This is a genomic window from Burkholderia sp. Ac-20344, assembly GCF_017104975.1.
In the GTDB taxonomy this organism is placed as follows: domain Bacteria; phylum Pseudomonadota; class Gammaproteobacteria; order Burkholderiales; family Burkholderiaceae; genus Burkholderia.
On record NZ_JAAGPP010000139.1, the window covers coordinates 1 to 24,752 of the forward strand.

Annotated in this window: 21 protein-coding genes and 6 pseudogenes; 11 read left to right on the forward strand and 16 right to left on the reverse strand. The window is 57.6% G+C overall.

The features are described from left to right. The coding region (locus tag G3N64_RS31340; protein WP_205787632.1) for a hypothetical protein at nt 1-182 on the forward strand (182 nt) is incomplete at its 5' end. A gap of 49 nt (nt 183-231) precedes the next feature. Here the strand turns inward: G3N64_RS31340 and istB (G3N64_RS31345) are convergent. The 5 genes and pseudogenes from istB (G3N64_RS31345) to G3N64_RS31365 form a co-directional block, all read right to left on the reverse strand. Continuing rightward, nucleotides 232-783: pseudogene (gene istB, locus G3N64_RS31345) on the reverse strand (IS21-like element helper ATPase IstB); the annotation flags it as partial. 53 nt (nt 784-836) lie between these two features. Beyond that, nucleotides 837-1,703 (reverse strand): IS21-like element ISBcen28 family helper ATPase IstB, encoded by an 867-nt coding sequence (gene istB, locus G3N64_RS31350; protein ID WP_205787633.1) that lies wholly within the window; start codon nt 1,701-1,703, stop codon nt 837-839. Beyond that, nucleotides 1,700-2,956 (reverse strand): annotated as a pseudogene (istA, locus tag G3N64_RS31355) (IS21 family transposase). Before istA (G3N64_RS31355) ends, istB (G3N64_RS31350) begins: the two are co-directional and overlap by 4 nt. Before the next feature lie 145 nt (nt 2,957-3,101). Next, a pseudogene (locus G3N64_RS31360) lies at nt 3,102-3,362 on the reverse strand (transposase); the annotation flags it as partial. A gap of 127 nt (nt 3,363-3,489) precedes the next feature. Continuing rightward, complete coding sequence (locus G3N64_RS31365; RefSeq protein WP_205787634.1) at nt 3,490-4,083, reverse strand: disulfide bond formation protein B; 594 nt, start codon at nt 4,081-4,083, stop codon at nt 3,490-3,492. 713 nt (nt 4,084-4,796) lie between these two features. Here G3N64_RS31365 and G3N64_RS31370 point away from each other — a divergent pair. Next, the gene (locus G3N64_RS31370) at nt 4,797-5,099 is read left to right on the forward strand and encodes a hypothetical protein (RefSeq protein WP_205787635.1); all 303 of its coding nucleotides are present in this window, start codon (nt 4,797-4,799) and stop codon (nt 5,097-5,099) included. Between the two features lie 369 nt (nt 5,100-5,468). Here G3N64_RS31370 and G3N64_RS31375 read toward each other — a convergent pair whose 3' ends face one another. The 5 genes from G3N64_RS31375 to G3N64_RS31395 all read right to left on the reverse strand — a co-directional run bounded on the left by G3N64_RS31375 (nt 5,469) and on the right by G3N64_RS31395 (nt 10,129). After that, nucleotides 5,469-5,810, reverse strand: a complete 342-nt coding sequence (locus G3N64_RS31375; protein ID WP_205787636.1) for a hypothetical protein — start codon at nt 5,808-5,810, stop codon at nt 5,469-5,471. Nucleotides 5,811-5,917: 107 nt separating this feature from the next. Then, on the reverse strand, nt 5,918-6,823 hold the full coding sequence (locus G3N64_RS31380) for a helix-turn-helix domain-containing protein (RefSeq protein WP_205787637.1): 906 nt from the start codon (nt 6,821-6,823) through the stop codon (nt 5,918-5,920). Between the two features lie 220 nt (nt 6,824-7,043). Next, nucleotides 7,044-8,143 (reverse strand): IS3 family transposase gene (locus G3N64_RS31385; protein WP_205787638.1). Its coding sequence is split into 2 segments (ribosomal slippage): nt 7,044-7,891 and nt 7,891-8,143, totalling 1,101 coding nucleotides; the frame shifts between segments, so codons are not numbered across the junction. A gap of 158 nt (nt 8,144-8,301) precedes the next feature. Beyond that, the gene (locus G3N64_RS31390) at nt 8,302-9,084 is read right to left on the reverse strand and encodes a DUF1835 domain-containing protein (protein WP_205787639.1); all 783 of its coding nucleotides are present in this window, start codon (nt 9,082-9,084) and stop codon (nt 8,302-8,304) included. Nucleotides 9,085-9,202: 118 nt separating this feature from the next. Then, nucleotides 9,203-10,129, reverse strand: coding sequence for a DMT family transporter (locus tag G3N64_RS31395; RefSeq protein WP_205787640.1), 927 nt, complete (start codon nt 10,127-10,129; stop codon nt 9,203-9,205). Nucleotides 10,130-11,701: 1,572 nt separating this feature from the next. On the opposite strand from G3N64_RS31395, the gene G3N64_RS31400 reads away from it, so the two are divergent. The 6 genes from G3N64_RS31400 (at nt 11,702) to G3N64_RS31425 (ending at nt 18,770) form a co-directional block, all read left to right on the forward strand. Next, nucleotides 11,702-12,376: a DUF1120 domain-containing protein gene (locus G3N64_RS31400; RefSeq protein WP_205787641.1), complete on the forward strand. Its 675-nt coding sequence runs from the start codon at nt 11,702-11,704 to the stop codon at nt 12,374-12,376. 13 nt (nt 12,377-12,389) lie between these two features. Then, nucleotides 12,390-13,145, forward strand: a complete 756-nt coding sequence (locus G3N64_RS31405; protein ID WP_205787642.1) for a DUF1120 domain-containing protein — start codon at nt 12,390-12,392, stop codon at nt 13,143-13,145. Between the two features lie 76 nt (nt 13,146-13,221). Further along, nucleotides 13,222-13,986, forward strand: a complete 765-nt coding sequence (locus tag G3N64_RS31410) for a fimbria/pilus chaperone family protein (protein ID WP_205787643.1) — start codon at nt 13,222-13,224, stop codon at nt 13,984-13,986. After that, a complete protein-coding gene (locus G3N64_RS31415) occupies nt 13,986-16,421 on the forward strand; it encodes a fimbrial biogenesis usher protein (protein ID WP_205787644.1) in 2,436 nt (811 codons plus the stop codon). The genes G3N64_RS31410 and G3N64_RS31415 overlap by 1 nt, the downstream gene beginning before the upstream one ends. Next, complete coding sequence (locus G3N64_RS31420) at nt 16,403-16,978, forward strand: hypothetical protein (protein WP_205787645.1); 576 nt, start codon at nt 16,403-16,405, stop codon at nt 16,976-16,978. The genes G3N64_RS31415 and G3N64_RS31420 overlap by 19 nt, the downstream gene beginning before the upstream one ends. Nucleotides 16,979-17,351: 373 nt before the next feature. Then, nucleotides 17,352-18,770 carry a hypothetical protein gene (locus tag G3N64_RS31425; RefSeq protein ID WP_205787646.1) on the forward strand — a complete coding sequence of 473 codons (1,419 nt, stop codon included), beginning with the start codon at nt 17,352-17,354 and terminating at the stop codon, nt 18,768-18,770. Nucleotides 18,771-18,950: 180 nt separating this feature from the next. Here the strand turns inward: G3N64_RS31425 and G3N64_RS40470 are convergent. The 5 genes and pseudogenes from G3N64_RS40470 to G3N64_RS31450 form a co-directional block, all read right to left on the reverse strand. After that, nucleotides 18,951-19,304, reverse strand: a pseudogene (locus tag G3N64_RS40470) (hypothetical protein); the annotation flags it as partial. A gap of 35 nt (nt 19,305-19,339) precedes the next feature. After that, nucleotides 19,340-19,480, reverse strand: a pseudogene (locus G3N64_RS31435) (IS3 family transposase); the annotation flags it as partial. Between the two features lie 68 nt (nt 19,481-19,548). Continuing rightward, nucleotides 19,549-20,061: a TniQ family protein gene (locus G3N64_RS31440; RefSeq protein ID WP_205787647.1), complete on the reverse strand. Its 513-nt coding sequence runs from the start codon at nt 20,059-20,061 to the stop codon at nt 19,549-19,551. Between the two features lie 140 nt (nt 20,062-20,201). Next, complete coding sequence (locus tag G3N64_RS31445; protein WP_241021306.1) at nt 20,202-20,753, reverse strand: TniB family NTP-binding protein; 552 nt, start codon at nt 20,751-20,753, stop codon at nt 20,202-20,204. Between the two features lie 640 nt (nt 20,754-21,393). Beyond that, nucleotides 21,394-21,609, reverse strand: a complete 216-nt coding sequence (locus G3N64_RS31450; RefSeq protein ID WP_205787648.1) for a hypothetical protein — start codon at nt 21,607-21,609, stop codon at nt 21,394-21,396. Between the two features lie 22 nt (nt 21,610-21,631). Here G3N64_RS31450 and istA (G3N64_RS31455) point away from each other — a divergent pair, with 22 nt between their 5' ends. The 3 genes from istA (G3N64_RS31455) to G3N64_RS31465 are packed head-to-tail and all read left to right on the forward strand — an operon-like array spanning nt 21,632 to nt 24,124. Next, nucleotides 21,632-23,146 carry an IS21 family transposase gene (gene istA / locus G3N64_RS31455; RefSeq protein WP_205787649.1) on the forward strand — a complete coding sequence of 505 codons (1,515 nt, stop codon included), beginning with the start codon at nt 21,632-21,634 and terminating at the stop codon, nt 23,144-23,146. Continuing rightward, complete coding sequence (gene istB / locus G3N64_RS31460) at nt 23,121-23,906, forward strand: IS21-like element helper ATPase IstB (protein WP_205787650.1); 786 nt, start codon at nt 23,121-23,123, stop codon at nt 23,904-23,906. The genes istA (G3N64_RS31455) and istB (G3N64_RS31460) overlap by 26 nt, the downstream gene beginning before the upstream one ends. Continuing rightward, nucleotides 23,906-24,124, forward strand: coding sequence for a hypothetical protein (locus G3N64_RS31465; RefSeq protein ID WP_205787651.1), 219 nt, complete (start codon nt 23,906-23,908; stop codon nt 24,122-24,124). Before istB (G3N64_RS31460) ends, G3N64_RS31465 begins: the two co-directional genes overlap by 1 nt. 501 nt (nt 24,125-24,625) lie before the next feature. Here the strand turns inward: G3N64_RS31465 and G3N64_RS31470 are convergent. Beyond that, a pseudogene (locus G3N64_RS31470) lies at nt 24,626-24,752 on the reverse strand (IS481 family transposase); the annotation flags it as partial.

Here is a 24,752-nt window from a genome sequence, read left to right on the forward strand (position 1 = left end):
TGTCCGCCTCGCGCAGAATCGTGACCATCTGTTCGTCGGTAAACCGGCTCTTCTTCATGACTTCCTTTTCTCCGTTGGAAGCCATTCTCTCAACTTTCAGATGGTCCGAAAATTCCAGGGCAGGTCAGCCCCGTATAGGTGTTCAAACAGAGGATGCCTTGTTGATGTTCACCGAATCTTGACCCACGGTTTTCATCTAAATTTGACCCACCCGCAGACAGCGTAGTCCATCTATTCCGGTGTGGATAACGCTTCACCGTCCGTCGTTTTTGCAGTCCTCTTTCTCGTCGCCTTCGCTTTCGCCGAACTGGTCTTGAAGCGCCAGGATTCGTTGCCTGTCTCCACGATGTGGCAGTGATGGGTGACGCGGTCCAGCAAGGCCGTCGTCATCTTTGCATCCCCGAACACGCTGGCCCACTCGCCGAAGCTCAGGTTGGTCGTAATTGCCACGCTGGTGTGCTCGTAAAGCTTCGAGAGCAGGTGGAACAGCAGCGCCCCGCCGGTTTAGCTGAACGGCAGGTAGCCCAGCTCGTCGAGGATCACCAGATCGACGTACATCAGCTTGTGGGCAATCTGCCCTTGCTTGCCGGCCGCTTTTTCGAGTTCGAGTGCATTGGTCAGATCGACGGTCGAGAAATACCGGACACGCTTGCCACGCCGCTGCACCGCCTCGATGCCAATGGCTGTCGCCAGGTGTGTCTTGCCGGTGCCCAGACCACCGATGAACACGACGTTATGCGCGCTCGCCAGGAACGAGAGCTCATTCAGCTGTCAACGTCGGACGTAATTTCCCCAGAAGTGTCGAAGTAAAATTCCCCACCCTGTTCGGACGGTGATCAGCCGGTGATGTGATCGGATGAGCTCCTTCGAGGACGGCCCGGGCGCCGACGAACCGGTTCAGCGGGCGTGTGATTCAGGGAAGACGGCCGGTTGCGCAGATGGTCGGGCAGCAGATCGGCATGTTCTCGCAGGCGGTACGATGTGCCTTCGATCTGCACGACGATCGCGTGATGCAGCAGCCGGTCGAGCAGCGCCGCGGCGACCACGCTGTCGCCGAACACTTCGCCCCATTCGCCGAAGCTGCGATTGGACGTCAGGATGATCGCGCAGCGCTCGTAGCAGGCGTTGACGAGCTGGAAGAACAGATTGCCGCCGTTGGAGCCGATGGGCAGGTAACCGATCTCGTCGACGATCAACAGGCTGTTACGGGCGAGGAAACGCACGCGCTGTGCGAGGTTGCCCTCCCGCTCGGCCTTGGCCATCGAGTTGACGATCTCGGCCAGCGAGCCGAAGTAGACGCTCTTGCCGGCGCGCACGGCTTCCACGCCCAGCGCGATCGACAGGTGCGATTTGCCCGTACCGGGCGGCCCCAGGAAATGAACGGTCTGCCGTCGTTCGATGAACTCGAGCTGCGCAAGCGCCATGATGCGGTCGCGGTCGAGGCTCGGCTGGAAGCTGAAGTCGTAACCGGCCAGCGTCTTGATCGTGCCGAGTCGCGCGGTCTGCAACGCCATCCGGATGCGCCGGGTTTCGCGCGTCGTGAACTCCTCGCCCAGCAGCGTTTCCAGCACTTCCAGCATCGAGCTGTCGCCTTGCTCGAAGCGATTCAGGGTGGCGTCCAGCGTTTCGAGCGCGCGCGGCATGCGCAAGCCGACGAGATAGCGTCGAATGCGTTCCAGTGTCGAGACAGGCATGCTGTTCATGCGGCCCTCCCGGCATCCGCGAGGCGTCTTGCGACCTCGTCATAGAACGACAGGGGCCGGCGAACCACGGCTGCTGTCACCGATGGCGCCCGGTGTCGTGCCGGCTGCTTACGCTGACTTGCGCGCCGATGACCGGGCAACAGCGAGGTTCGTCGCCGGCCTTCCAGCACAGGATGAACCGCCAGCAGTTCACCGTCTTCGTAGATGCGGATCTCGTGAGCCAGACTGTGGACGTCGAGCGTGCGCTTGCGTGTACGATCGGGCACGCTGTAGTAGTTGCCGCCGGCCGAGACGAGGCCTTCGTGGCTCACGCGCCGCTCGAGCCGGATCACGCCGTTGAAGGCGCCGGCCGGCAACGTCTGCAGCGCGGGGCGTTCCTCGCCGAAGTGCTGGGCGACGACGCGGTGCGTCGTGCCGTGCACGCGCACATTGGCCACCGTATCGAGCCACTCGCGCAACTGTCGGTTCAGGTCGGCGAGATTCTGGAAACGGCGCGCCAGGAAGAAGTCCTGCCGGATATAGCGATAGGGACGCTCGACCTTGCCCTTGGTCTTGGCGCGATACGCCTTGCAGGCGCGCGGCGCAAAGCCATAGTGCTGGGCGAACGCGACCAGCTTCGCGTTGTAGACGATGTGCTTCTCGACTTCGCCGACCACGGCCGCCTTCATCCGGTCGTACAGAATCTCGCGCGGAGCGCCGCCGAGGTGCTCGAACGCTTCCATGTGGCAGCGCAGGACGGTCTGCAGGTCCTGATGCTCGACGAAACGTCCCCAGAGATAGCGGCTGTGCCCAAGCACGATCGAGAACAGCCAGATCGAACGTCGCTGGCCAGGCGCGTCGCCGAACTCGACATTAAAGTGGGCGAAATCCACCTATGCTTGATGCCCGGCAGGCGTCTCGAAGCGCACCTCAAAGCCGCGCTGGCGTGGCGGGCGGACCTCCCGAACTAGGTCGCCCAGCGCCGTGCGGCCGCCGGTGTACCCCATAGCCCGAATCTCGCGCAGCAGTCGCTCGACGCTCAGGTCGGGAAACTCGCGCACACGTTCAGTAACGTAGTGGACGAACGGATCGACCACGCACGGTCGCGGTGCGCGCGGACCGTAACGTGGCGCCTGAACGCCATTCCTGATGTATTTACGAACGGTCTTGCGGTCCATACCCAGTCGAGCAGCGATGGCCGAAATACTCAGCCCTTGCCGATGCAATTCCAGAATCGTCATCACTTCCTCCAGCTCGACCACCGACACCCCCACGACGGATCTCCAGGGCGATATGGTCGGCGATCGACAGGACGGCACCGCTACCGCGGCGCCGTCAGACAAAAAACTGGGGAAAATTACTTCGACGAAAGTGGGGAGTATCTATCCGACGCTGACACTTGCCGAGCGCTCCGGACAAAAAATCATTCTCCAGCGTCAACTGGCCGATCTTCGCATGCAGCGTCTTTACGTCCACGGGCGGCTCAGTTGACGGCGACCCAGCCGTACCGAACACATCGGCCGCACGCTCCTGCAACTGCCGCTTCCATTCCGTGATCTGATTCGGATGGACGTCGTATTGCTGCGCCAATTCGGCCAGCGTCCGCTCGCCCTTGACTGCGGCCAGCGCCACCTTCGCTTTGAACGCCCCTGAGTGCGTCCGCCGAGTTCTCTTCGTCATTTCTCGGTTCCTTTGCCAGCATTATCGCTGGCTCAGGCCCCGGAAGTTCCACTTATCCGGCTGTCCGAATTTGCGCGGCCACCTCTAAGTTTGTCGCAAAACTCACTCTCCAATCAGTCCGGGATCCCTAAAGCGGATCAGCCCTGGTACTCGACAGCAGTTTGTACGTAACCGGATCGCTAGCGCACTCACCGCCACCGCATTCGAGCAATGTGGCAATAAGATTTGCAAAAATTGTGAATACAAAGATTCCTATCGCGAATCGCGCCCACATACTCTTTGCCGAAGACGGCCTTCTCTTCCCGTCTACGCAAAGCGCAAGCGATGCAGCCACGAATAGAATGATTACTACTGCAGCAATAAAGCACCACGTATAGAAATGGAGACCCCACAACGTGGCACCGTAACTGCCAGTGCCCGGCACAACGTGCAACAGGACCTGTCGTCCAGCGACCACGCCGATTGCAACCGCGCTGACGAGTACGCACGCGTAATGAGTATTGCGCACGCCATAGTTCACATTCATTGCAAATCCGATTCCAACGAGGATCAAGCAAGCGCGCTGCAGCAGACAAAGCGGGCATGGCAGTTCGCCAAACGCGAGTTGATAATAGAGTGCGAAGAGTAGAGCTGAACTAATTCCAATTAACCCGAGCGCGTCTAGCGAAAAATTCGATAGCCTCGCAAAATAATTGTCTTTCCCACGAGTTCTCGTATTCATTGTCGACGTGCCTTTCAGAAATGAAGATTGAGTGAATCTTTCGCGTGATGCGTGAACGATGCAAGCGTCACAATCAGCGCCAAAAGGAATAACCAAGTCGTCGTGTATCGACGCGGGCGATACAACATTGCAACGATAGACACCAGTGATAGCAGGAAGGGAAGAAACATGAACATATAGGGCTCTCCGTGTAAGTGATCAATTACGATGGTTTGACAAAGGTCGACCTGATGGCTTCGTGACTGGCGCCGAAACCCAGCAAATCAGAGTTGGCTGGCTCCATTACCGAGGGTCAGGCTGTACGTTGCGTGTGTGGGCATCACGTGGACCATTGCACATGCGACGAGGAAATCGACGAGGAGGTTGCTGAAGCATGAGTCATTTGATGAAAGTGCATTTGTCGGTCACGGCTTCGAAAAGACGTCCCAATTGGTTGGTGAGACAGCTTGCAATGCAGCGCATACCTCTGCAGGTAATACAGTTCGTGTAGAGGCCAACTCATACCTGACACTGCGGTAGCTTGATCTTCCGCGTCACCCGGCGCCAGTCCATCCCGAAACTGCGGAACAACATCTCCATAGGGGAATTGTTCAAACGATTTCCAAAAATTGCTCATGATCTGCCGCATCAATAATAACTAGATAAATTTCATAAATACTCGAACATATAAATATCAATTCACGCGCAATAGACATGCACCAATGTTCCCCGCGATGCGTGACAAACCATCTAAAAATCAAACTCGAGCGGCACCGCAGAAAACTCGACAAAACTCAGGGATTATCTGTATAAGAATGATATTGTTAAATAATTTAATCTTGACCATAAAGCTATTTTGTTGCGGTGCGCTTGCCGATGCGATTGCACGCCCAGATATGCGATCTTTAAATCGAATGCATTTGCCGCTGGAGCGCCAATTGGATCACAGCGATATAGCAGGCACTGTAGCATGGGGGTCAGCGCTTGCCGCTGGGCCGATCATGAAAAAATCTCAGTTAATTCTTGAATTGCTCTGATTAAATTATAAAGCGCTTGTGCCTATTGGGTTTGGCGCGTGGTCGACTTGATGATCCGGGGTCACCAATTTAATAAGGGTCGACGTGATAAATTGAACGGGTTGCAAGAGCGATGTGCAGTCTACAACCTTCGGATGAAGCCTTCATCGGAGGCCGGATCCGAAATGCCGGGAAATTCACTGTAGATCTGCTCCAGCATTCCACGTTTATCAGCGGCCGGAAGTTCAGCTTGTCCGGTTTTCCGAATTTGCGCGGCACCTATGATCAATGCGTCCGTTTCGACAAGGCACTTTTGGCGATTGGGCACCAGTCATGCAAGCGATAGTCGCATCGTGCAAAGCCGCCTCATGAAGACCGGTTCCTGTTGCTTCACTTCTCTACGAGACACATTCCCGCTCGGTTGTCGTCTGTTTGTACGATCCAAGCTCGATCAGTGACTTTGCTAAAATGAAGACCTACTTCGCATCCCGGACTTTCGAGCGCGTCGGGCACCACTAACTTGGTGCCGTTGTCGAACGGTGAATACGACATCGAGCAAACTTTGCTCAGCAAGTCGCCGTCGTGACCAAAGAGAGTCTTAATACTGACGCTGCGATCTATTTCAACGAGCTCTTCACCATTTTTATAACAGCCATTCATGTGAATGCGGCCAGCCGCGAGCCAAAAAGAAGTAGTAAGAACAGCTGTGCGCTCGACACCATATTTGCTCATGGTGAATCGCGGCTGCCGCATGACGCACTTTCCCTGCGGAATATCAGGATTACTGTGGCGAGTGTAGTAAATCGTCCACGTCGACAACAGCCCAATAAGGAGAGCGATCAAAAACTCTGTTCGATAAGATAGGAGTCGCATAATTCTGGTGTCTTGAAAATTGAGGCCGGGCAGACAGCTATCCAATTATTAGCGCCGAGTCCTATTTGATATACATAGTTACCCGGCTTCGGTATCACACCAACCGTTGCAAGCAACGAGCGCTGAGTCATCTTTCCGTTGGAAAAATAATGGATACCCGCGACGGTACTATGAAATTGAAAGTGAAACCGTGTGTCCGGAAGCAACAAAGTTTTCCACGCAAGCACACAAGTCCAAACGCCAATTGCAAGGCAGAGTGCACAACGAATTCCAGTGCGCGCCGAGATCTTGCTGCGCTGCACCGGCGCGTGCCGGACCAGCGCGTGCGCTTCATCTGGCTCCAAATTGCTTGCGGGCATCCGCAATGAATGATCCGGTGGCGAATCATCTTTGGCCGCAGGTACATCGTTCGTGTTCAATCGGAGCAGTTCGCTGGAAGGAGCGCACTCGGGCACGGCCGGCTTACTTAATGTAGGTGCGACAAACGTTGGCGAATCAGCGATCGATTCGACATTGACCTCATCGGACACAGGGATGGAAGATCCGTTGTCGCCATCGGCTACTATTAATATGCTGCCGATAAATTTCAACCCTAGGCGTGGTAGCGTCTTCACGACCGATGGGTCCACCCCCTGAGCTTCGAGCTTTACCCGCAACGCCCTTACCAGTTGGTGGTAGCTGCCCTCTGTTACATAGACGCCTTTGCGTTCCCATATCTGCTCGATCACCGTTTGCTTGGTTACCCCGCCATTCATCAGCATTCCAAGCAATTCAGATTCGTTCGCAGCCAATGGCGTTACTGCCCCGTCGCATGCGATCGACATCGTATGCGTATCAAAAATATGACGCTGTTCGATCAAGTACTTTGCCACTTAGCTCTCCCGCAACCCACGAACCGGTAGCTACATTCCATTCATGCACTTAACATCCTGTCGGGATTTCGTTTTCGTCAGATAAATATATCGTGCTACCGATTGTAGCGCATCACGTGTCCGACATCCGGCTAGACCTTCATGACGCCGCTGGATGTCGATGCTCACGCGTGCCGGATGGCCTTCGCGTCCGTGACCTGCGGTGGAATTTTGTAGCCAGTCAGGCAGTGAGTCTCGCGTCGATATTATCGGAATCCAGCCAGGCTCGACGGACCGTGGCCGGAGGTTGGTAGCGATGAGCGCTGTGGGGCCGGCGCTCGTTATAGAACTGCCGCCAGCGCTCGATGAGCACCTTGGCCTCGGCGCGGCTGCGGAACCATTCGCGGTTTAGCAATTCGTCTCGCAGTTTGCCGTTGAAGCTTTCGACGAATCCGTTTTGCCATGGACTGCCAGGCGCAATGAAGGCCGGACCGATTGCAGCGTCTCGCAGCCAACGCATGACCTTGGCAGCGGTAAATTCGGCGCCGTTGTCCGACCGAACAAACGCGGGCTTGCCGTACAGCCGCATGAGTCGCGATAGCGTCAAGATCACGTCCTGCGACCGCAGGCTGGCGCCAACCTCGATCGCCAGACACTCGCGGGTGTATTCATCGATCACGCATAGCATCTTCAAGGCCCGGCCATCCACCAGTTGATCGTGCACGAAGTCATAGCTCCAAACCGAATTGGGCTGTGTGGCGCCTGGCAGGCGTATGTCGTCGCCGCAACGACGTCGGCGAGGACGTCGGCGCGGAATGTTGAGCTGAAGGGCTCGCCACATTCGCCGCACACGCGATTCGCTCAACGCCAGCCAGGCCGACATCCGGCGATAGCCGAAGCGCGGCACCTCTTGCGCGGCCGCCATCAGCCTCTCGCCCAGACTCCGATCCTTCTCCGGTTGCTTGAGCGTATAGGTCGCCACTCGGCGGCTCAGTCCCAGGTAGCGACATGCCTTGCGTTGCGAGAGCCCCCGCCGAGTCAGGACTTCCAGCGCTTCGCGCCGGCCCGTCGGGGTGATCATTTTTTTCGGCTGAACTCGTTCAGGCCGTCGATTATCAGCATCTGCTCGGCGATAAAGCGCTTGAGCCGATCGTTCTCCGATTCCGGTTCCTTCAGCCGGTGGGCCTCAGCCACGTCCATCCCGCCGAACTTGTTGCGCCAACGATGGAACGTTTGCTCTGAAATGTTGTGACGCTTGCATAGATCCTTCACCGGCTCATCCCGGCTCTCGGACTCGCGCAAGATGCGGATGATCTGCTCGTCGGTAAATCGCTTCTTCATCGAGTCTTCCTTGCACCTAGGATAAAAGAGAACTCACTTGACGGATGGCTACAAGAAACGTCTCAGGTCATCCGCACACATCATGCCGAATTTCTCTACTTTTGAACCGGACTATTTCTTGGGTCAGGGTCAACGCTCGAGAAGTTCCACTTTTCCGGCTATCCAACTCTGTGCGATGCTCTTACTTTCAGCGTGCCCCAATCGCACATCGTGCCCTCCAATTCGATGCGCCCCGTCGCTGCAGCTTCTGCAATACGCCACATAGCTATGGTGTCGCTCACGAAATAGGCGCTCGTGAGTTTGCTGACAACATGGGTGGCTGGAATCCAATCGCCTGGCATATCCTGGACTAGAAACACGTCGAGACCCATGAAGTGAGAGTTCTCGATGGCGCCGTGTTGCCACCGACGCCATGGTGCGTCGAAGCGTTTGAATTCCTCCCATTCACGCGCAAGACTATTGACGCGTAAGACGGTCATTGGAGCAATGTCTTTCAGTTTGGATGCGAGAACGTTCGGCCCGAACGACGCGACCGAACACTGACCATTGGCTGTTCCACGGTGCGTCGGAACAAGGTCGCCGCTCGACAGTAACGCCTCATGCAACAGGTGTGGAACCTGATGCAACAGATGTGCGACGCGCCGCAATGTTAATTGGTCGTTCGCGCACGGTGCATGCCAAACAATGACAGGGGAAGCGATCGAGATGATGTGGATGACAGACTTAATGTCGATTCTAATAATTTCTGTCATATCGATACCAGTATTCATGCTTTTGAAGAAAGACAAGCGACTCTCAGGCGAGGCGTCTATATCGCGCAGCGGTCCGACGGTCAGGTCATCTGATAGTGTAATTACTTGATCTTCATTCCGACGAGCGCGGAGTGCCATGCGAAGGATCGTGCGTGCGGACAAGTTCGGCACGATGTGAACTGAATTCATTGGTATGCTTCCTTGAGAAAAAGGCGACGTAGAATCCGACGAGAATTTAGGCGATATGTGGGGCGTTAAAGAGGAGGAAATTTTTGACAATGAATGTCAGCCAAATTATTGGAGGTCGTTAGTTTTTTTCTTTTTCTGAAATTAATGGGACTGTTTCGCGCAGCAAGTTGCGTGCTTGTTCGGGGGCGAGAGTCAATAGGATGCCGGCGATAAGCGGCACGACGAGCATGATCGAGCGATGGGAAAGCGCATGCCCGTTCATCAGATTTTCGAGTCCGATTGCGATAAGTGGAAATACGACGAATACAAGCGAAGCGCGAAATGCGCTAGTCCGTTGCTGAAGTGCGAAATAGCCGAGGATGCCGCAGACACCCGCGAAAGCGCCCAGATAGGCGATTGCGCCGAGTGACGTGAGAGATACCACACCGAGCGACGGACGCTCAACGAGCGTTCCGACCGTCAGCAGCAAGGCGCCGGCTGATAGGCAGGGCAACGCATTGAACGTGATGACGGGGACAGAGCAGCACCGCTTCTTGCAGATCGTATATACAAACGCGTGGGTTAGCGCGGCGGCAAGCAGCGCAGCGACCCCTTTGTAGCTACTATGTTCTCCCCAATTGAGTTCCTGCATCAGAATCCCCGCCAGCGCCGCGAGTGAGACGAACAGGCCCGCAACCTTCGTGAGCGTAATGCGCTCTCCTAGGAAAATGACCGAACAGGCCAATACTGCGACAGGCATGTTGGAAAAGATTAGCGCGGCGAGACCGGAGCTTACGTATTGTTCACCATAGATCATTAGCGTGAACGGAATGGCGAAATACGCGATGGAAACGAAGACCTGAAAGCGGCGCTGCCCGCGAGGAAAAATAACCGGGATTTGACGCGCCCACGCGATCGCCAGTAGGAAGGGGGATGCCGACAAAAATCGTAATCCCGTCGCGAAGATTGGTGGAACTGTCTTGAGCGCGAGGCTCATCGCCATCCACGTCGTTCCCCATGTCAAGGAAACCAGAATAAAGAGCATGACTGGAGCAAATTTGCGCATTTTTCTCTCGATTTCTGTGAATTTGGAGAAATAATATTATCATTACAGCGGTAGAATTATTTTCTATAGGAGCTGCGAATAACGGCGCTGGACAGAATATTATTCTAAATTATCGATATATTGATGGATATCAAAACCTTGATTTTCATCAATATTGGATGAAAATTCTACTATTTAGTTTCCTTTTCGACTTGACATCTTGGTCTAATTTGGCGCACGGCAGTTGGCCTGAGACGTTTCTTGTAGCCACCCTGAAAGGTTAACGAGCTTCCTGAAGCTGCAGCTGTTATCAGGATCGCCGGGCGCGATTCTCATCGTGGCGCGAGGAGCGTTCCTCACAACGACGCCGGATAGATTTGTGCAAAGCCATCACACATCAACATCAGTGTTGCAAAAACGGGGGTGACCATAGATTAACCTTGCGACCGACCAGCTCCCATGCAGCAGCCACATAGCTTTCGCGATCTAGAGCGCGTACGTGCGTCGGTGTCGGAAACTCGAGCAGAAAGCGCGCGAGCCATTCGTTGCGGGTAGTGCACCAATAGCGGTGCATTTCCGGGAAATACAGGGGCAGGCGGTGGTTGATCAGTGAGTGCTGGAAACCTGGTAGTAGTTCTTTGCAAGTTCCTGCAGGCCATGATGGTCGGCGATCCCTGCCACTGCTGTGGTTTGCTCGCGATTCGCGAATGAAATGTGTTAGAGAGTTATCAAAGAATACCAATTTTAATTTTATTACAATCTTATTTCATTCCATCCTGTCGCGACTGTCGTATCTAGAATCGATTCTTTAAGATTTATAATATAGGATGTGTTGATATCTACCGTACCGAATCTGGCGGCAAGTGGAGGTGTTGAGATCAAGTAATTCGATCTAGAATATTGATGTCTAATTTTGGTCGCCCCGGCATTAAAGCCTTCGAATTGATGAATCATCCGCAGACAGGATTAGAGGATCTGGGCCGAAAAGATCTAATCGGTCTGGATGCATAGAAAATGTCGTAAGGGAACCCATGGCGACCTGCCAGCCCAGTTGAATCAGCCGGTCCGGACATTCGGCAACTGGACTGGTGATTTTTCACTGTTACTTGTCCGTACTCACCGAGTATTCTCCTGACAGTCTGTTCTGTCCGTGCTGGCGCTTGAGTCGCGACGCGCCATCATTCCAAACTATCAGGCGACGGACATCACCAACTCCACTAGCCACAAGGGTTTCATGGATTATTCAGAGTGATTCATGCCGGAACTGAGATTTTTTCATGGGCAATTCAGAAGGCAGTGCCGCGACCGAGGTTACAGTGCTGGAAATGCCAAACAGACAATTCGGCATTGAAGCGTAATTTTTCGAAGCATGCCATCTAAACCAACGATTTCCGTGCTGAAACGAGCCAGTTTCGGTGCGGTGCGGGTTTAATTGCATGTTGGCCACTCATTGAGAGGAGCATTGGCACGCGTCAACCAAACGCGAGCCGATCTTTATATTTGTGCTTGCCGATGTGGCGTGTCTGACGTACGGCCGCGCCTGATGGTGCGAGCCTCCTTTCAATTTCCATTTAATAGAGGAAGTATTTGAGTATGCAGTATTATCTGATTCGCCTGACGACACTCGGCGTGTTGACTGTCGTGTCCCAGTCCGTGTTTGCCTCCGCCCCCCCGACTGCGGAACTCAAGGTCACCGGTCAAATCGTTCCTGCCGCCTGCACGGTGAAACTCGCGAATAACATCGATTACGGCAATATCATCGCCGCTAGCCTCAAGACGGACAAGACGAACCCTCTGAACGAAAAAGACGTAGGGCTGACCATCAACTGCGATGCAAATGCCAAATTGGCGCTTTCGGTCCTCGACAATCACGCCGGTACGGCCTCGACCGGTCTGGGAACGGATAACACCATCCTGGGCGTCGCCGGTCTGCCCGATGCTGACTTCTTCGGCCTGAACTTAAGCGGTGGCAGGAATATCGGCGGCTATGCCGTCGCACTGAAGAGCGTCACGGTGGACAGCGTCGCGACCGACGTGCTCGGTTCGCCCGACAAGACCACCTGGACCAAGAGCGCTGACGGCCTGCTCGATCCCACCGGCACCAAGGTCGTGAGTTGGGGCGCGTCCGGCACCTCCACACCGCTGGCCGGCAAAGCTGTCGCCGGCACGGTCGCCGTGCAGGCCGTGATCGACAAGGGTTCGAATCTCGATCTGAATAACCCGATCAATCTTGACGGGTCGGCCACGTTAACCGTCAGCTATCTGTAGTCGGAGAACGGCCATGCTTTCAATTCACTTAGCTTGGCAAGGCCGGCTTGTCGCCTGTTCGGTGGCGGTCGCTAGCCTGCTGCTGAGCACGGCCGCGTTTGCCGCACCACCGCCGAGCGTCGATTTGGCCATCACCGGCAAAATCGTGCCTGGGGCTTGCACGATCACCACCCCCTTCGGCAACGAAATCGATTACGGGACTCTGTCTACCGCCCAACTGAATTGGGATACCGATACGAAACTGGGTAGCAAATTCTTCCCCTACGCGCTGCATATCCAATGTCCGGCCAAAACCCGGATCTCGATTTCCGTGTCAGATAATCGGCAGGATTCTGCGGGCGGGAATACGGATTTCATCGAGGGCCCTAAAGATACCGGGGGGTGGTCGGCCATTCCGCATTCTGGCGCCGGCCTGGGATTCGATCGCGCTGGACACAAGATCGGAGCATATAGCGCATCGGTGGGTCAATGGGATGCTGACAGTGTGTTTGTGCACGGAGGCGTCCTTCAGGGCGCTTCGGGTGATGTGGTAAGTGATTGGGCTGGCCTACCGGGAAGTACTGTTGCCGGGTGGTACCCCCCCGAACCGCAAGGCGTGACGTACGTGTTCACTAATTATGATGGCGGTGGCGACACCTCCATTGTCGCGGCAGAAGATTATTCCGTCGGTCTGTCGGTCTCCGCCGCCATCGCTCCGGCAAAGACGCTGACGCTCGACAGTATAGTCAAGCTCGATGGCGCGATGCTGTTCACGCTCAATTATCTCTAACCCGGGCACGGTCGACCGCTTCGGGCTGGTTAGGGCTCCCCCGGGCCTCATTAAATTTCGTTATCCTAATTATTCCATGAGTATTTCACGTGCCGTGTGGCTCGCCATGCTAATGGCGGCCTCGCTCTCATCGCTGGCTTACGCCTCCGGCGTGCAACCCGAGACCTCGGTCGTGGTCGTCAGTGAGGCCGACGGTGAGGCATCGATGATCGTCACGAACACCGATGCACAGCCGGCGTTGCTGTACACCACGATTCAACATCTGCCCGAAGACCCCGAACCACTCTTGACCGTCACGCCCCCTGTCGCGCGCGTCGAGCCCCGCCAGTCCCAACTCGTTCGCTTTGTGCTGACCAGCCCCACGCCGCTCAAGACCGAGCGCCTGGAGCGTGTCACTTTCGAAGGCATCCCGCCGGGCAACGACACCACGCAAAGTCGCGTGCAGATCACCGTGCGCCAGAGCCTACCTGTGCTCCTGCACCCGCAGGGCCTCAAGATGGTGGACGACCCCTGGACCCGGCTCCAATGGTCATTTCAGCACGGTACGCTCAGCGTCAGCAATCCGTCGCCGTATGTCGTGCGCCTCGCCCAGCAAGCGATGCTGCTGCCCAGCCACACGCCGTTGCTGCTGCCGCATCCCTACGTCCTGCCCGGCGAGCGGGTGGGCATCGCGCGCGCCCCGGTCCAAGCCGATCGGGCGCATCAGTTTGCCCAACCTGGCGCCGTCGCGCCGCTGCCCGATGGCGCCAGCGGGGTACGGATCAATCCGGCCACCACCTATGGCTTCGCCGTCGCGCATTACGATGCGCCGCTCGTCACCTCGTCTGCCCCGAATTCATAATGGGTGTTCCGGCCGCATCGCTGGCGCGCGTGCTGGTGCTGGCGGTATTGCTCGCCAGTGCCGATCGGTCGCACGCGCAGACCCGGTTCGATGCCGACGTGCTTAGGGCGCGCGGCATCAATCCAGCGTTGTCCGATTACTTCAAGGACGCGCCGCGCTTTCCGCCCGGCGTGTCCACCGTCAAGCTGCGCGTCAATGGCGCATCGCGCGGCACCGTCCAGGCGCGCTTTGACGACGCCGGCCAGCTGTGCCTCGATGAGGCGCTGCTCAAGCATGCCGGCCTTGTCATTCCTGATGCAGTATGCGCGACCGGGGGCACCCGCGTCTCGGGCACGTCCGCCAGCTACGGCTACCGAACGGTCTTTCCGCAAACGGTCATCACGCTCCATCCGAACGACGCCGCGGTCGATCTGGTCGTGCCGCAACAGGCTCTGAGCACCCCCGCCCCGGACACCGCCGACTATCAGACGGGCGGTGGCGCCTTCGTCCTGAACTACGATCTGCTGGGCACACACAACGAGTTTGCCGACGGCACCAGCGCCTATCGACAGGCTACGCTCGAGGCGGGCCTGAATCTCGGCGGATGGATGCTGCGCAGCCGCCACATCTATAGCGCTAGCGACGGCCACACTGAATGGGCGCCGCTCTATACGTACGCCGCGCATGCGTGGGTGGCGCGCAGGGCGATGGTGCAGGTCGGCCAGATCAACATGGCCGGCCCCCTGTTCAGCGGATCCTCGCTGATGGGGATCCAGGTCGCGCCAGAATCGGCGCTGCAGACGTCCAACCGGAACAACGGTGCGGTCGCTGCCGGGATTGCTCAAACCCAAGCGCGCGTCGAGATCCGCCAATCGGGCGCGCTGGTCTATTCGACGCTGGTGCCCCCCGGACCGTTCTCACTGACGAACCTGCCGCTGCTCAACGTCACGTCCGATTTAAACGTGACGGTGATCGAGACCAATGGCGCCCGGCACCAGTTCATCGTGCCGGCCTCGTCGTTTCAACAGGCACAACTCGGCGCACCACAAGGCTTGTCGTTCGCCGCCGGTCAGGTGCGCAACGTCGGCGATGCCGTGCTTGCCAAGCCGTGGCTGATGACGGCCAGCGACGGTTTCGCGGTCTCGCCCGGGCTCAACCTGCAGGCTGGCGCGATGATCGCCAGCCAGTACTACGCACTCGCCGGCGGCTGGAGCGCGTTGCCACTGAACCACACGACCTTGACCGGAACAGTCCAGTTCGCGACCGACCAGCATCATCAGCAACGTGGCGTCCAGATCAACGCGAGCGCCGGCGCGCGCTTGACGGACGCATCATCATTGAGCGTGTCCGCTGCCCGGCGCAGCGCCGGTTATCGGGACCTGCTGGATTCGATCCAGGATCCCGCCACAACCACGCTGAGTCTGTTTCAGGCGGAGTATACGGCGAGCTATACCTGGTCGAATCAGATGCTCGGTGGCATGACATTCAGCTATAGCCGCTCTACGCTGAGGAACGGCGAGATGATCGCACACGCCGTCGGCTCGTGGAGCAAGATTTTTACCCGTGGGGTGACTGCATCCGTCAGCTTTCAGCGCAGTATCGGCGGCAATGCGGCTTACGCGGGCGGCAATATGGTGTACACGAATGTGAGCATTCCGCTGGGTTCGGCATCTGTTAGCACCTATACCAATCAAACCCGTACGCGCACCGCGTATGGCGTGCGCGAGAGTCAAATCGTTAACGACCAGGTGAACTACATGGCGTCGGTCGACCGCGACGCCGACAACCGTGTCACCGGCGTGACTGGCAACCTGAATCTGCTGCCGCGGTACTCGCAGCTGAGTGTCGGCTACAGCCGGAGCGGTACCGACAGCACTGCTTATTCCGCGGAAATGAGCGGTGCACTGGTCGTGCATCGGCACGGCATAACGGCCTCGCCCTATCCGGTCCAGGATACGTTTGCGATTGCATCCGTCGGCGATGTGGCTGGCGTGAAGCTCAGTACCCCGGCCGGACCGGTCTGGACCGATTGGACCGGGCGTGCGGTCCTGCCCGCGCTACCACCGTATCGAACCTCCCGCGTGGAGGTGGCAACCCAGACGCTTCCGCGCAATGTTGACATCAACAATGGCCTGCTCACCGTCTCGCCGGGCTATGCGGCTGTCCCGATCTTGCATTTTGGGGTGGTCAAGACGCGCCGCGTGTTGCTGAGGGCGACGTTGTCAAACGGCGCCACGGTCCCCCGCGGCGCGGTGATCGACGATCAGGCCGGCACTTACGTGACCGCCGCCGCCGACAACGGCACTATCTTTCTTCCCAATACTCAGCCGAAGACGCAGCTCTTCGCCGAACTCCCGAACCAGCAGCGGTGTGCGCTGCATTTCAAGCTGTCTGACCAGCCCAATTTAAACGCGTTTTTCGAACCCGCGACCGCCACATGCACCTTCGTCAAATGACTCATGCTTCCCGCAGCCTCCGCGTCGGTTTCCTCGTCGCATTTGCGATGTTCCACGTAATGCCCACACATGCGGCGTGCAGCCTGTCATTCAGTAATGTAGACGTCGACTACGGCCGGCTTACGCGTGCGGCACTGACGGGCCCCCGGCTCGCGCCGGCCATCGTGTCGCTCGATATCCGGCAGGTAACGGTCAATGTGGTGTGCGACGAACCCGGCGCGATGCGGGTGCGGCTGTTCGGTGCAGGGACCGGCGGGCAGTTTCAATTTGGTGCTGGTGGCCAGACCGAGATGCGCTTCGAAAACGCTCAACTTGATGGCAGACCCGTGATGCTGGGGCGCGCAATCGGGGGAGGTGTGCCGAAGGCCGTCGGGCCACGCGTCACGGTGGGGCCCAATCAGGAACTCGTGCCGGTCGAGCAAGGCCTGCCCGCCTCGGGCAAGCGCTTCGCGGTGCAAGCGGTGCTTAATACCACCCTGACCGACAAGGCTACGCGGGTCACACAGCCGACGACGCTGAAAGCCAATATCGAGTTTCAAGCGTATGCGGTTTTTTAATGGCCAGCTCGAGACGCCTGAAGATGTTCCCATAGGAAGTGAGTAACCGAGTTTCAAGAATTCTTCACGAATTTCAGCGCGTCGCTAGAGCGAGTGCTCATCAAGCAGGAGCACATCCGACGCCGCCTCGAACAGCATATGTCTGTAGTGCTCAACTCATCCGGGACATGAGGTCGGACGGAATTCGTGGAGGCCAACGGATTAAGCAGCGATCTGTTGCGCGCACTGGGTTGATGGAGATCAATCAATGGCATGGGAAGTCGAAAAAATTGACGAGGAATTCGAAAATAATGAACATTGTTGGTTGCGGGGATTAATTCAAGGAGCGAAAAAAGCTGTTCTTATAACGGATAACTTTTTAAAGGAGCATTAAATGATAGTCCGGAAGATTTTTGCAGCGTTTGGCATTGCGTGTGGGATGGTCACTGCCGCTAGCGCCCAGCCTAGCGGATGGCCGAAAGACCTTGCAATTGGTAGCGTGATAAATGGTGGGGGTGAAACGAAGCAATTCATAGAGAGGCCGGTATTTTCTGCGTTCACATACGCTGGTGTGAATGGCGCGGGGGACCGGGGGCAGGTTATCTCGCCTGATACCAAAGTTTACAATATCGTATCGCAAATTCGCACGATCGAAGGGGCGATAGGAAGAACGATGATGCCAACCATTGTGTTTTACTCAATAGACGGAAGCGACGGGGCGGAGGCGATAAAATTGGATGTCGAGCCGATCAATTTGGATATGCATTATCGCAACCTGATTAGCTTGCTCAAGCAGTTGGAGGGTTATCGTTCTGCCTCGCATCCGGTTCCTGCGACGTTGTTGCTCAATCCAGATTTTTTGGGGGAGCTGCAGAAGCAGTGCGGTAAATGGTATTGTCCCGTTCCACTCGATATGCCTGTCCCTGTAAAGGCCGCAATTACCAGTGCCTTCACTGCATTTGGGATTCCGGTCAGTGAGATTCCCGCATGGTTGCTGCAGGACAAACAGAGTTGGCCAGTGTATGTGCAATCGATTAACTGGCTTGTACGGAAATTTGGCCCTCATGTGCCATTTGGGTGGCATGAAAGCGTATGGGCGGGAGACGAGACCGGGCACGGTTGGATTCACAAAGCGCACGACAATCAACCAATAATTGACCAGCATTCCGCCGCGGTGGTGAGCTTCCTTAAAAAGATGCAGGTTTATTCGGATGGCCACCCGGAAATTAATCCTGACTTTCTTGCGTTCGATAAATATGAGCGCGATACTTTCACTTGCAATGACCATGGTGGCAAGTGCGATACATACTCGAATGCCGGGTATTTATATAATGCGCGTGATATGCATGTTTATTTGAAGTATATTTCTGGGGTCTCTACGGGATTGGGCAATGTACCAACAATGCTTTGGCAAATTCCTGGTGGACATATGCAGACAACGCTCTCAGCTGAACCGGATCGGCGCGGCAATCATGCTTCAACAGAGGTGGCCTATTTGTTGGGTCAACCGGAATTGACAAGCGGATTGACTAATTTGCAGGCGTATTATGGAGGTTTGCCCATACCTTCCGAGTATTATAATAACGAAGCCTCGACGGTGCATGATTACATGGTGCTATGTCCCTCATCCGAATCAAAAGAATGTCTGCAACATGACCACTTGTCGGAGTTGCGTGGTGCTAATGTTTTTGCCATTTTGTTCGGTGGAGGGTCGACTACGGGCGTTTCTGGCTTGTCGCCGGAATTGGATGATAATGGGTGGCTGTATGATCGCCTTAATAAGATTGGACTAGATAAGGGTAATGTACATTAACAGCCTGCGGAATTACCTCTCAGCCGGAAGCATAGCCGATTCCGCGTTTAGCGACGATCGACCCAAAGCACTCGATTTCAGTTAGATTGCCGCGTTCGGGTATGTACCAGCTGTGCTGGGCGTCTGAGGGCGCCCATTTCAACGTATCCTAAGCTTCGGCGAGCGGGAAATAGTAATGACGATCAGCACGGGCGCGTCCCAACCGGGGAATATCCGCGAATCACGCTCCTGCAGGTCCTGCCGGCGAAGATCGTCGAGCCCGCGCGTTGCCGCATCGATCTTGTTCGTGGCGATCCGGACGTCCTCGCTAGCCTTCTTCGTGATCTTCACGGCGAGCTTTTTCTCGGCCGCGACGAGCCGCGCTCGCTGCTCGAACAGAGCGGTCTCCAGCTTCCGCGTCCACTGGCTACGATACGTGGCGATCGCGGCCGAGATTTCGTCATCGACACCTGCGAACGCGGCGTCGACCGCCTTCGGGATTTTGATGTCGGCCCCGGATGCGCGCGCGAAGAAGATGCGCCTGAACGTTTTGAGCTTCCCTCGGTTTTTCGCCTTCCAACGGTCGCGAGTTATGCAGCGGCATCCTTGGTCTGCTGAGCTTTGATCCAGTCCCGAAGGAAACGCTCCGGAGAAACCAAGCCGAGCGACGAATGACGACGACTGCGGTTGTAAAACACTTCGATGTATTCGAACAGATCGGCCTTCGCGTCCTGATGTAGGGGTTCACAATCAATGCTAGCCGTGCCCAAAGGAGTGCTAGCAATGTTCACTAATACTGCTAGCGTAGTGTTTTGCTCAGCCTAAGCGGTGGGCATCGATAACGTGATATCGCCCGCAGCGCGGCGTCGAAATTCGGAGCTCTGGCGAAAATCGATTGCGGAACAGTCTCGAGCAGGCTGTGGTGCACCCGGCAGTAGTCGACTGACGGATCGAGCCACTCCCTCTTCCACCGTGATGCAGTGACATCGGCGTCGTTCAGAACAAGACATCTGAAGCAATACACTAAGTACTTCTGGTCGAAGACCCACTCATGCGGCGTCTGGATCATGCTCAGAATGCCGTCGTTGAGTCGCGCAACGCGAGATAGACGGCTCAGGGTTGGGGATGGAACTGGGGGAAAGAGGATCCAGCCGGCCTTGGTCAGGTTAGGCATCGCTACGCCTGTGCCAGATTCCCAGATCAAGTCTACGCTCGTCTGATACCGCGCCGCGATTCGACCCAACCAGCTACCAAACGCCTCTTCCAGGAAGGGGCGAGGTGCGATGGGCCACGGCCTGTGGGTGTCAGGCATGCGCGCGGGCAACTCGTTCAAGGTGAGCGATATCGATGCACTCGTCACCGGTCCTGATCGCCAACTCTGCTGCTTCGTTGAGGATCGTAGATATGGCGCCAGTCAGCCCCCCGCTTATCTCGAGAACGAGCTGGACAATCTCACGTCGCGACAGATTCGATGGTTTTTCGTAGCGGCAAGACTTTCTCGAACGCAGCCATGAGCCTGCGAAGACTTTCACTTTCCCTCCACCTTGGGATCTCGAATGGTCTGTAGCGGCTGATCATCTGTGAATCGGTCTGAAGCCCTAGAACGGCATCGCGCGTACCGACGAGGACCATGCTAATCTGCAGGTCGTTGGCTAGGTATTTTAGAAGGTTCAAAGAGGCGCGTTGCTCACGGTACGTTCCGGCGAGCAGGTGATGAACCTCGTCTACGATTAGCATCTGCGGCGACATCCGCCGCAAGATGTCGCGAGCGAGCCGCTCGAGTGTGGCAAGCCCCGCGGCGGGGTTATGTGGCGCACCGAGCTCAAAGAGCAAGGCGGCGTAAAAGCGGTGCTGATCGGGGGTGGGAGGCATCTGTACGCTCACGACCGGACACCGCTCTACCCCGGTTCTCTCGTCGAACTCGCTGGGGTGCGCTCGCCTGAACTTGGCCGTTATCTTGGTTTTCCCGATGTTCGAGTCGCCGTGCAGCAGAAGACACGGCATGCGCTCACGTCTCGGCGTGTCATAGATGTCGATGGCGGTCCAAATCCGCGCTTTTCGGGCGGCGCCAGATAACGGCGGCACGGCAGGCTGGCAATATGAGAAAACGACAGCCAGTCGCGATGTAGCGGGATGAGATTGCGCGAGTCGTAAGGAGCCCGTAGGGCGACTGGAGACGCGCGCGCCAATAATGGGGCGGGATATGGTAGAACGGCATTGCACCGAAGAAACAGCAGGTGCGACGCCCCTCTAACCGCCAAGCAAGATCGGCGTCGCACCTCCACGGACCCACATGGCCAGCCCATCGGCGCGGCCGGGGGACGCGTGTGGCCCAAGTATCGCATCGCTCCAGCGTCGCGTCGACTCAGTTCGAATCCATTTCTTCGGCGTTCCTTTGGAACTGCCGATGTCGTCAGAGGCTACTGGCCGTCTGTACCTGTGCGCTCGTTGCCGGGTGCAGGTCTTCATTTGCCGCCGGTGTGATCGCGGCAACCGATACTGCCGCGACTGCGCCGCCGTCGCACGACGAGACAACGTGCGCGAAGCGGGCCGCCGCTACCAGCAGACTCGCCGTGGGCGCTTCGCTCATGCCGAGCGATCGCGGCGGTATCGGGCTCGGCGTCAAATCGTGACGCATCACGGTTCACCTGATTCCCCCACCGATGGTGTACTGCAGCCGGACCGTGACGCAGTGATCGCCGCCGCCGTTGCACTCGCCAACGCCGCCGTTTACCCGGCGGCGCCGCATCAACTGAGGTGCCATTGCTGCGGCAGCAAGCTGCCACAGCTGGTGCGAACCGGCTTTGTGCGTCGTCGTGGTCCCCGTCATGTTCGCCCCGAAGGTGTTGCCTTCGGCCACCGTTCAGATTGCGGAGACCCCGATGACGATTCCGGTTGAACTCGAGGCGCAGATCCTGCGCCTGTACCACGTCGAGAAATGGCCGTGCGGCACCATCGCGAAGCAGTTGCACGTGCATCGCGAGACGGTGCAGCGGGTGCTCGCCAATGCCGGACTACCGCGATACGGTCCGACGCCGAAACCTTCGATGATCGAGCCGTACCTGCCGTTCATCCGGCAGACGCTGGAAAAGTATCCGACGCTCACGAGCAGCCGTCTCTACGTGATGGTGCGCGAGCGCGGCTACAAGGGCGCGCGAGACCACTTCCGGCATATGCTTGCGCGACATCGCCCACGCAAGCCAGCCGAGGCCTTCCTGCGGTTACGCACGCTGCCGGGCGAACAGGCCCAGGTTGATTGGGGTCACTTCGGTTACCTCGAGATCGGTCGCGCGCGCCGGCCGCTGATGGCCTTCGTGATGGTGCTCTCGTACTCGCGCGATATCTACCTTCGCTTCTTCCTCGACGCACGGATGGAGAACTTCCTGCGCGGACATGTTGGTGCGTTTAACACGTGGTGTGGACTGCCGAGGGTTCTGCTCTACGACAACCTGAAGTCAGCCGTGCTCGAGCGCGTTGGCGACGCGATTCGCTTCCATCCTACGCTGCTTGCGTTCGCCGGGCACTATCGGTTCGAGCCGCGTCCCGTCGCGCCCGCCCGGGGAAATGAGAAAGGACGCGTGGAACGCGCAATACGCCACGTTCGCGAAGCCTTCTTCGCTGCGCGCAAGTTCACTGACCTCGACGACTTGAACGCGCAGGCCGAACACTGGTGCCGTACGCAGGCGGCCGACCGTCCGTGCCCCGAGGATCGCGCAATGACCGTGCGTGAAGCGTTTGCTCAGGAGCGCTCGCTGCTGCTGCCGCTACCTGACAACCCGTTCCAAGTCGAAGAACATGTGGCCGTGAAGGTCGGCAAGACGCCCTATGTGCGCTTCGATCTGAACGACTACACGGTACCGCATACGCATGTGCGTCGTACGCTGACAGTTCGCGCCGACCTCAACCAGGTCCGCGTGTTCGACGGCGCCGACATGATTGCCAGCCATCGCCGCAGCTACGACCGAGGCGAGCAGATCGAAGACCCTCAGCACCTGAAAACACTCGAGGCGTTCAAGCGCGAGGCACGTCAGCACCGCGGCATCAACAGCCTGACCCGCGCCGTTCCTGCGTGCCAACTCCTGCTGATGCGTGCAGCCGAGCGTGGCGCGAACATCGGCGGGCTCACGACCTCGCTGCTGCGCCTGCTTGATCGCTACGGCGCCTCCGAGTTGCAGGCGGCTGTCGAAGATGCCTTGCGCGCGGGATCGGCGCATACGAACACCGTGCGGGCCGCGCTGGAGCGACGCCGCATCGCGCGAGGGGCACCGCCGCCCGTCGCCATGAATCTGCCGGAGCATGTACGGCGCAAGGATGCGCCTGTGCCGCCACATCGGCTCGATACCTACGACCAACTGACAGCGGAGGAAGAAGATGGCGGCGACCACGATCAACACTGAAGTTCTGCGCTTGCGTGCCAAGGCGTTGCGCCTGAACGGGCTCGTCGAACACTGGGGCGAGATCGACGGCGCCGCGTGGCTCGCGTCGCTGCTGCAGTGGGAAGAAGACGAGCGTGCACACCGCTCGCTGCAGCGGCGCATCCGGGCGGCGAAACTGGGCAAGTTCAAGGCGATGGCCGACTTCGACTGGACCTGGCCGGCGAGAATCGACCGCGCGGCAGTCGAGGACCTGATGTCGCTGACGTTCCTCGCCGATGCGACGAACGTCGTGTTCATCGGCCCGAACGGCGTGGGGAAATCGACGCTGGCGCAGAACGTGGCGCACCACGCGCTCATCCAGGGTCACACGGTACTGTTCAAATCTGCCAGTGAGATGCTCGGCGAGCTCGCCGCACTCGACAGCGATTCGGCGCTGCGCCGGCGTCTGCATCACTACGCGACACCGGACATCCTGGTGATCGACGAGGTCGGCTACCTCTCGTACTCGAATCGCCACGCCGACCTGCTGTTCGAATTGGTCAGCCGACGGTATGAGGCTCGTTCGACCATCGTAACGACCAACAAGCCGTTCAAGGAGTGGTCGGACGTGTTCCCGAACGCAGCCTGCGTGGTGTCGCTGGTCGACCGCCTCGTGCATCGTGCCGAAGTGATCTCGATCGAGGGCGAATCGTACCGGCTCAAGGAAGCGCGCGAACGAAACGAAGCGCGTGCCCGGCAGCGCAAGACCCGCAAGCCTGCCACGAAGAGGGAGGCCGCGTGATGAGCCGCCCCTTGCTGCCATCGGGTCGCCGTCGCGGCTTGCCGTTCGTCGTGCCCGACGACTGGACACCTGAGCAAGCACTCGCCGTGTTCGAGCTACTCGAGGATCTGCTCGCGGTCGTGACCGACTTCTATGGCGTCCAACTCCATGAACTGCTGCACGAGCAGCGCCACCCCGAAGCTCACGGCCGCACGCGCGAACGCGATCCGCCGTTCTGAATGGGAAGCGCCGCTGCATCAAAACGAAGGGGGCCGCGAGGCTCCCTTATTACTTGAGCGATTCTCTCTGGCCTGCGCCGCCCAAAAAGCGCGGATCTACACCGCCGTCAACAATAGAGCCTCTGCAGTAGCTGCAAGGCTTCAGTCGCTCGGGGATAGTCGATCCACCGGTCACGTAGCAGACCCTTTATGCGATCCTCTTTTCCGAGCAGGACCTGATCTCTTGCTGCGGGTAGCAGATGCGCGAAATCACACTGCTTCATGCTGGCCCCCTACCACTGTTCAACGTCATACGCGGTAACTGGTGCGTCGTAGTTCACCTGCTCGACCTGCCGCTGTTCAGTGAGTGAAAGATCTTCGATGCTGCTCTTCGGAACCAAACCGCCACCTTGACGTGCCATGCGGCGTCGCGCTCGAGTAGCCCGCTGGGAAGTGACGACCAGTTGTCGCTGCTGCTCAACAGTCTCGAATATCTCCCTCTCCGATACTGCCCGTTGTCCCCTAGGTGTTTAGTCCCGGCATTTGATGGAGCGGATCGAGGATGAACCTTTTCGGCTCTTCTGTCGAGATCTTGCAGATGTATTCATAGGGGGTAAGCCCCTTGAGAGTCTTCAGGCGACGCGCGAAG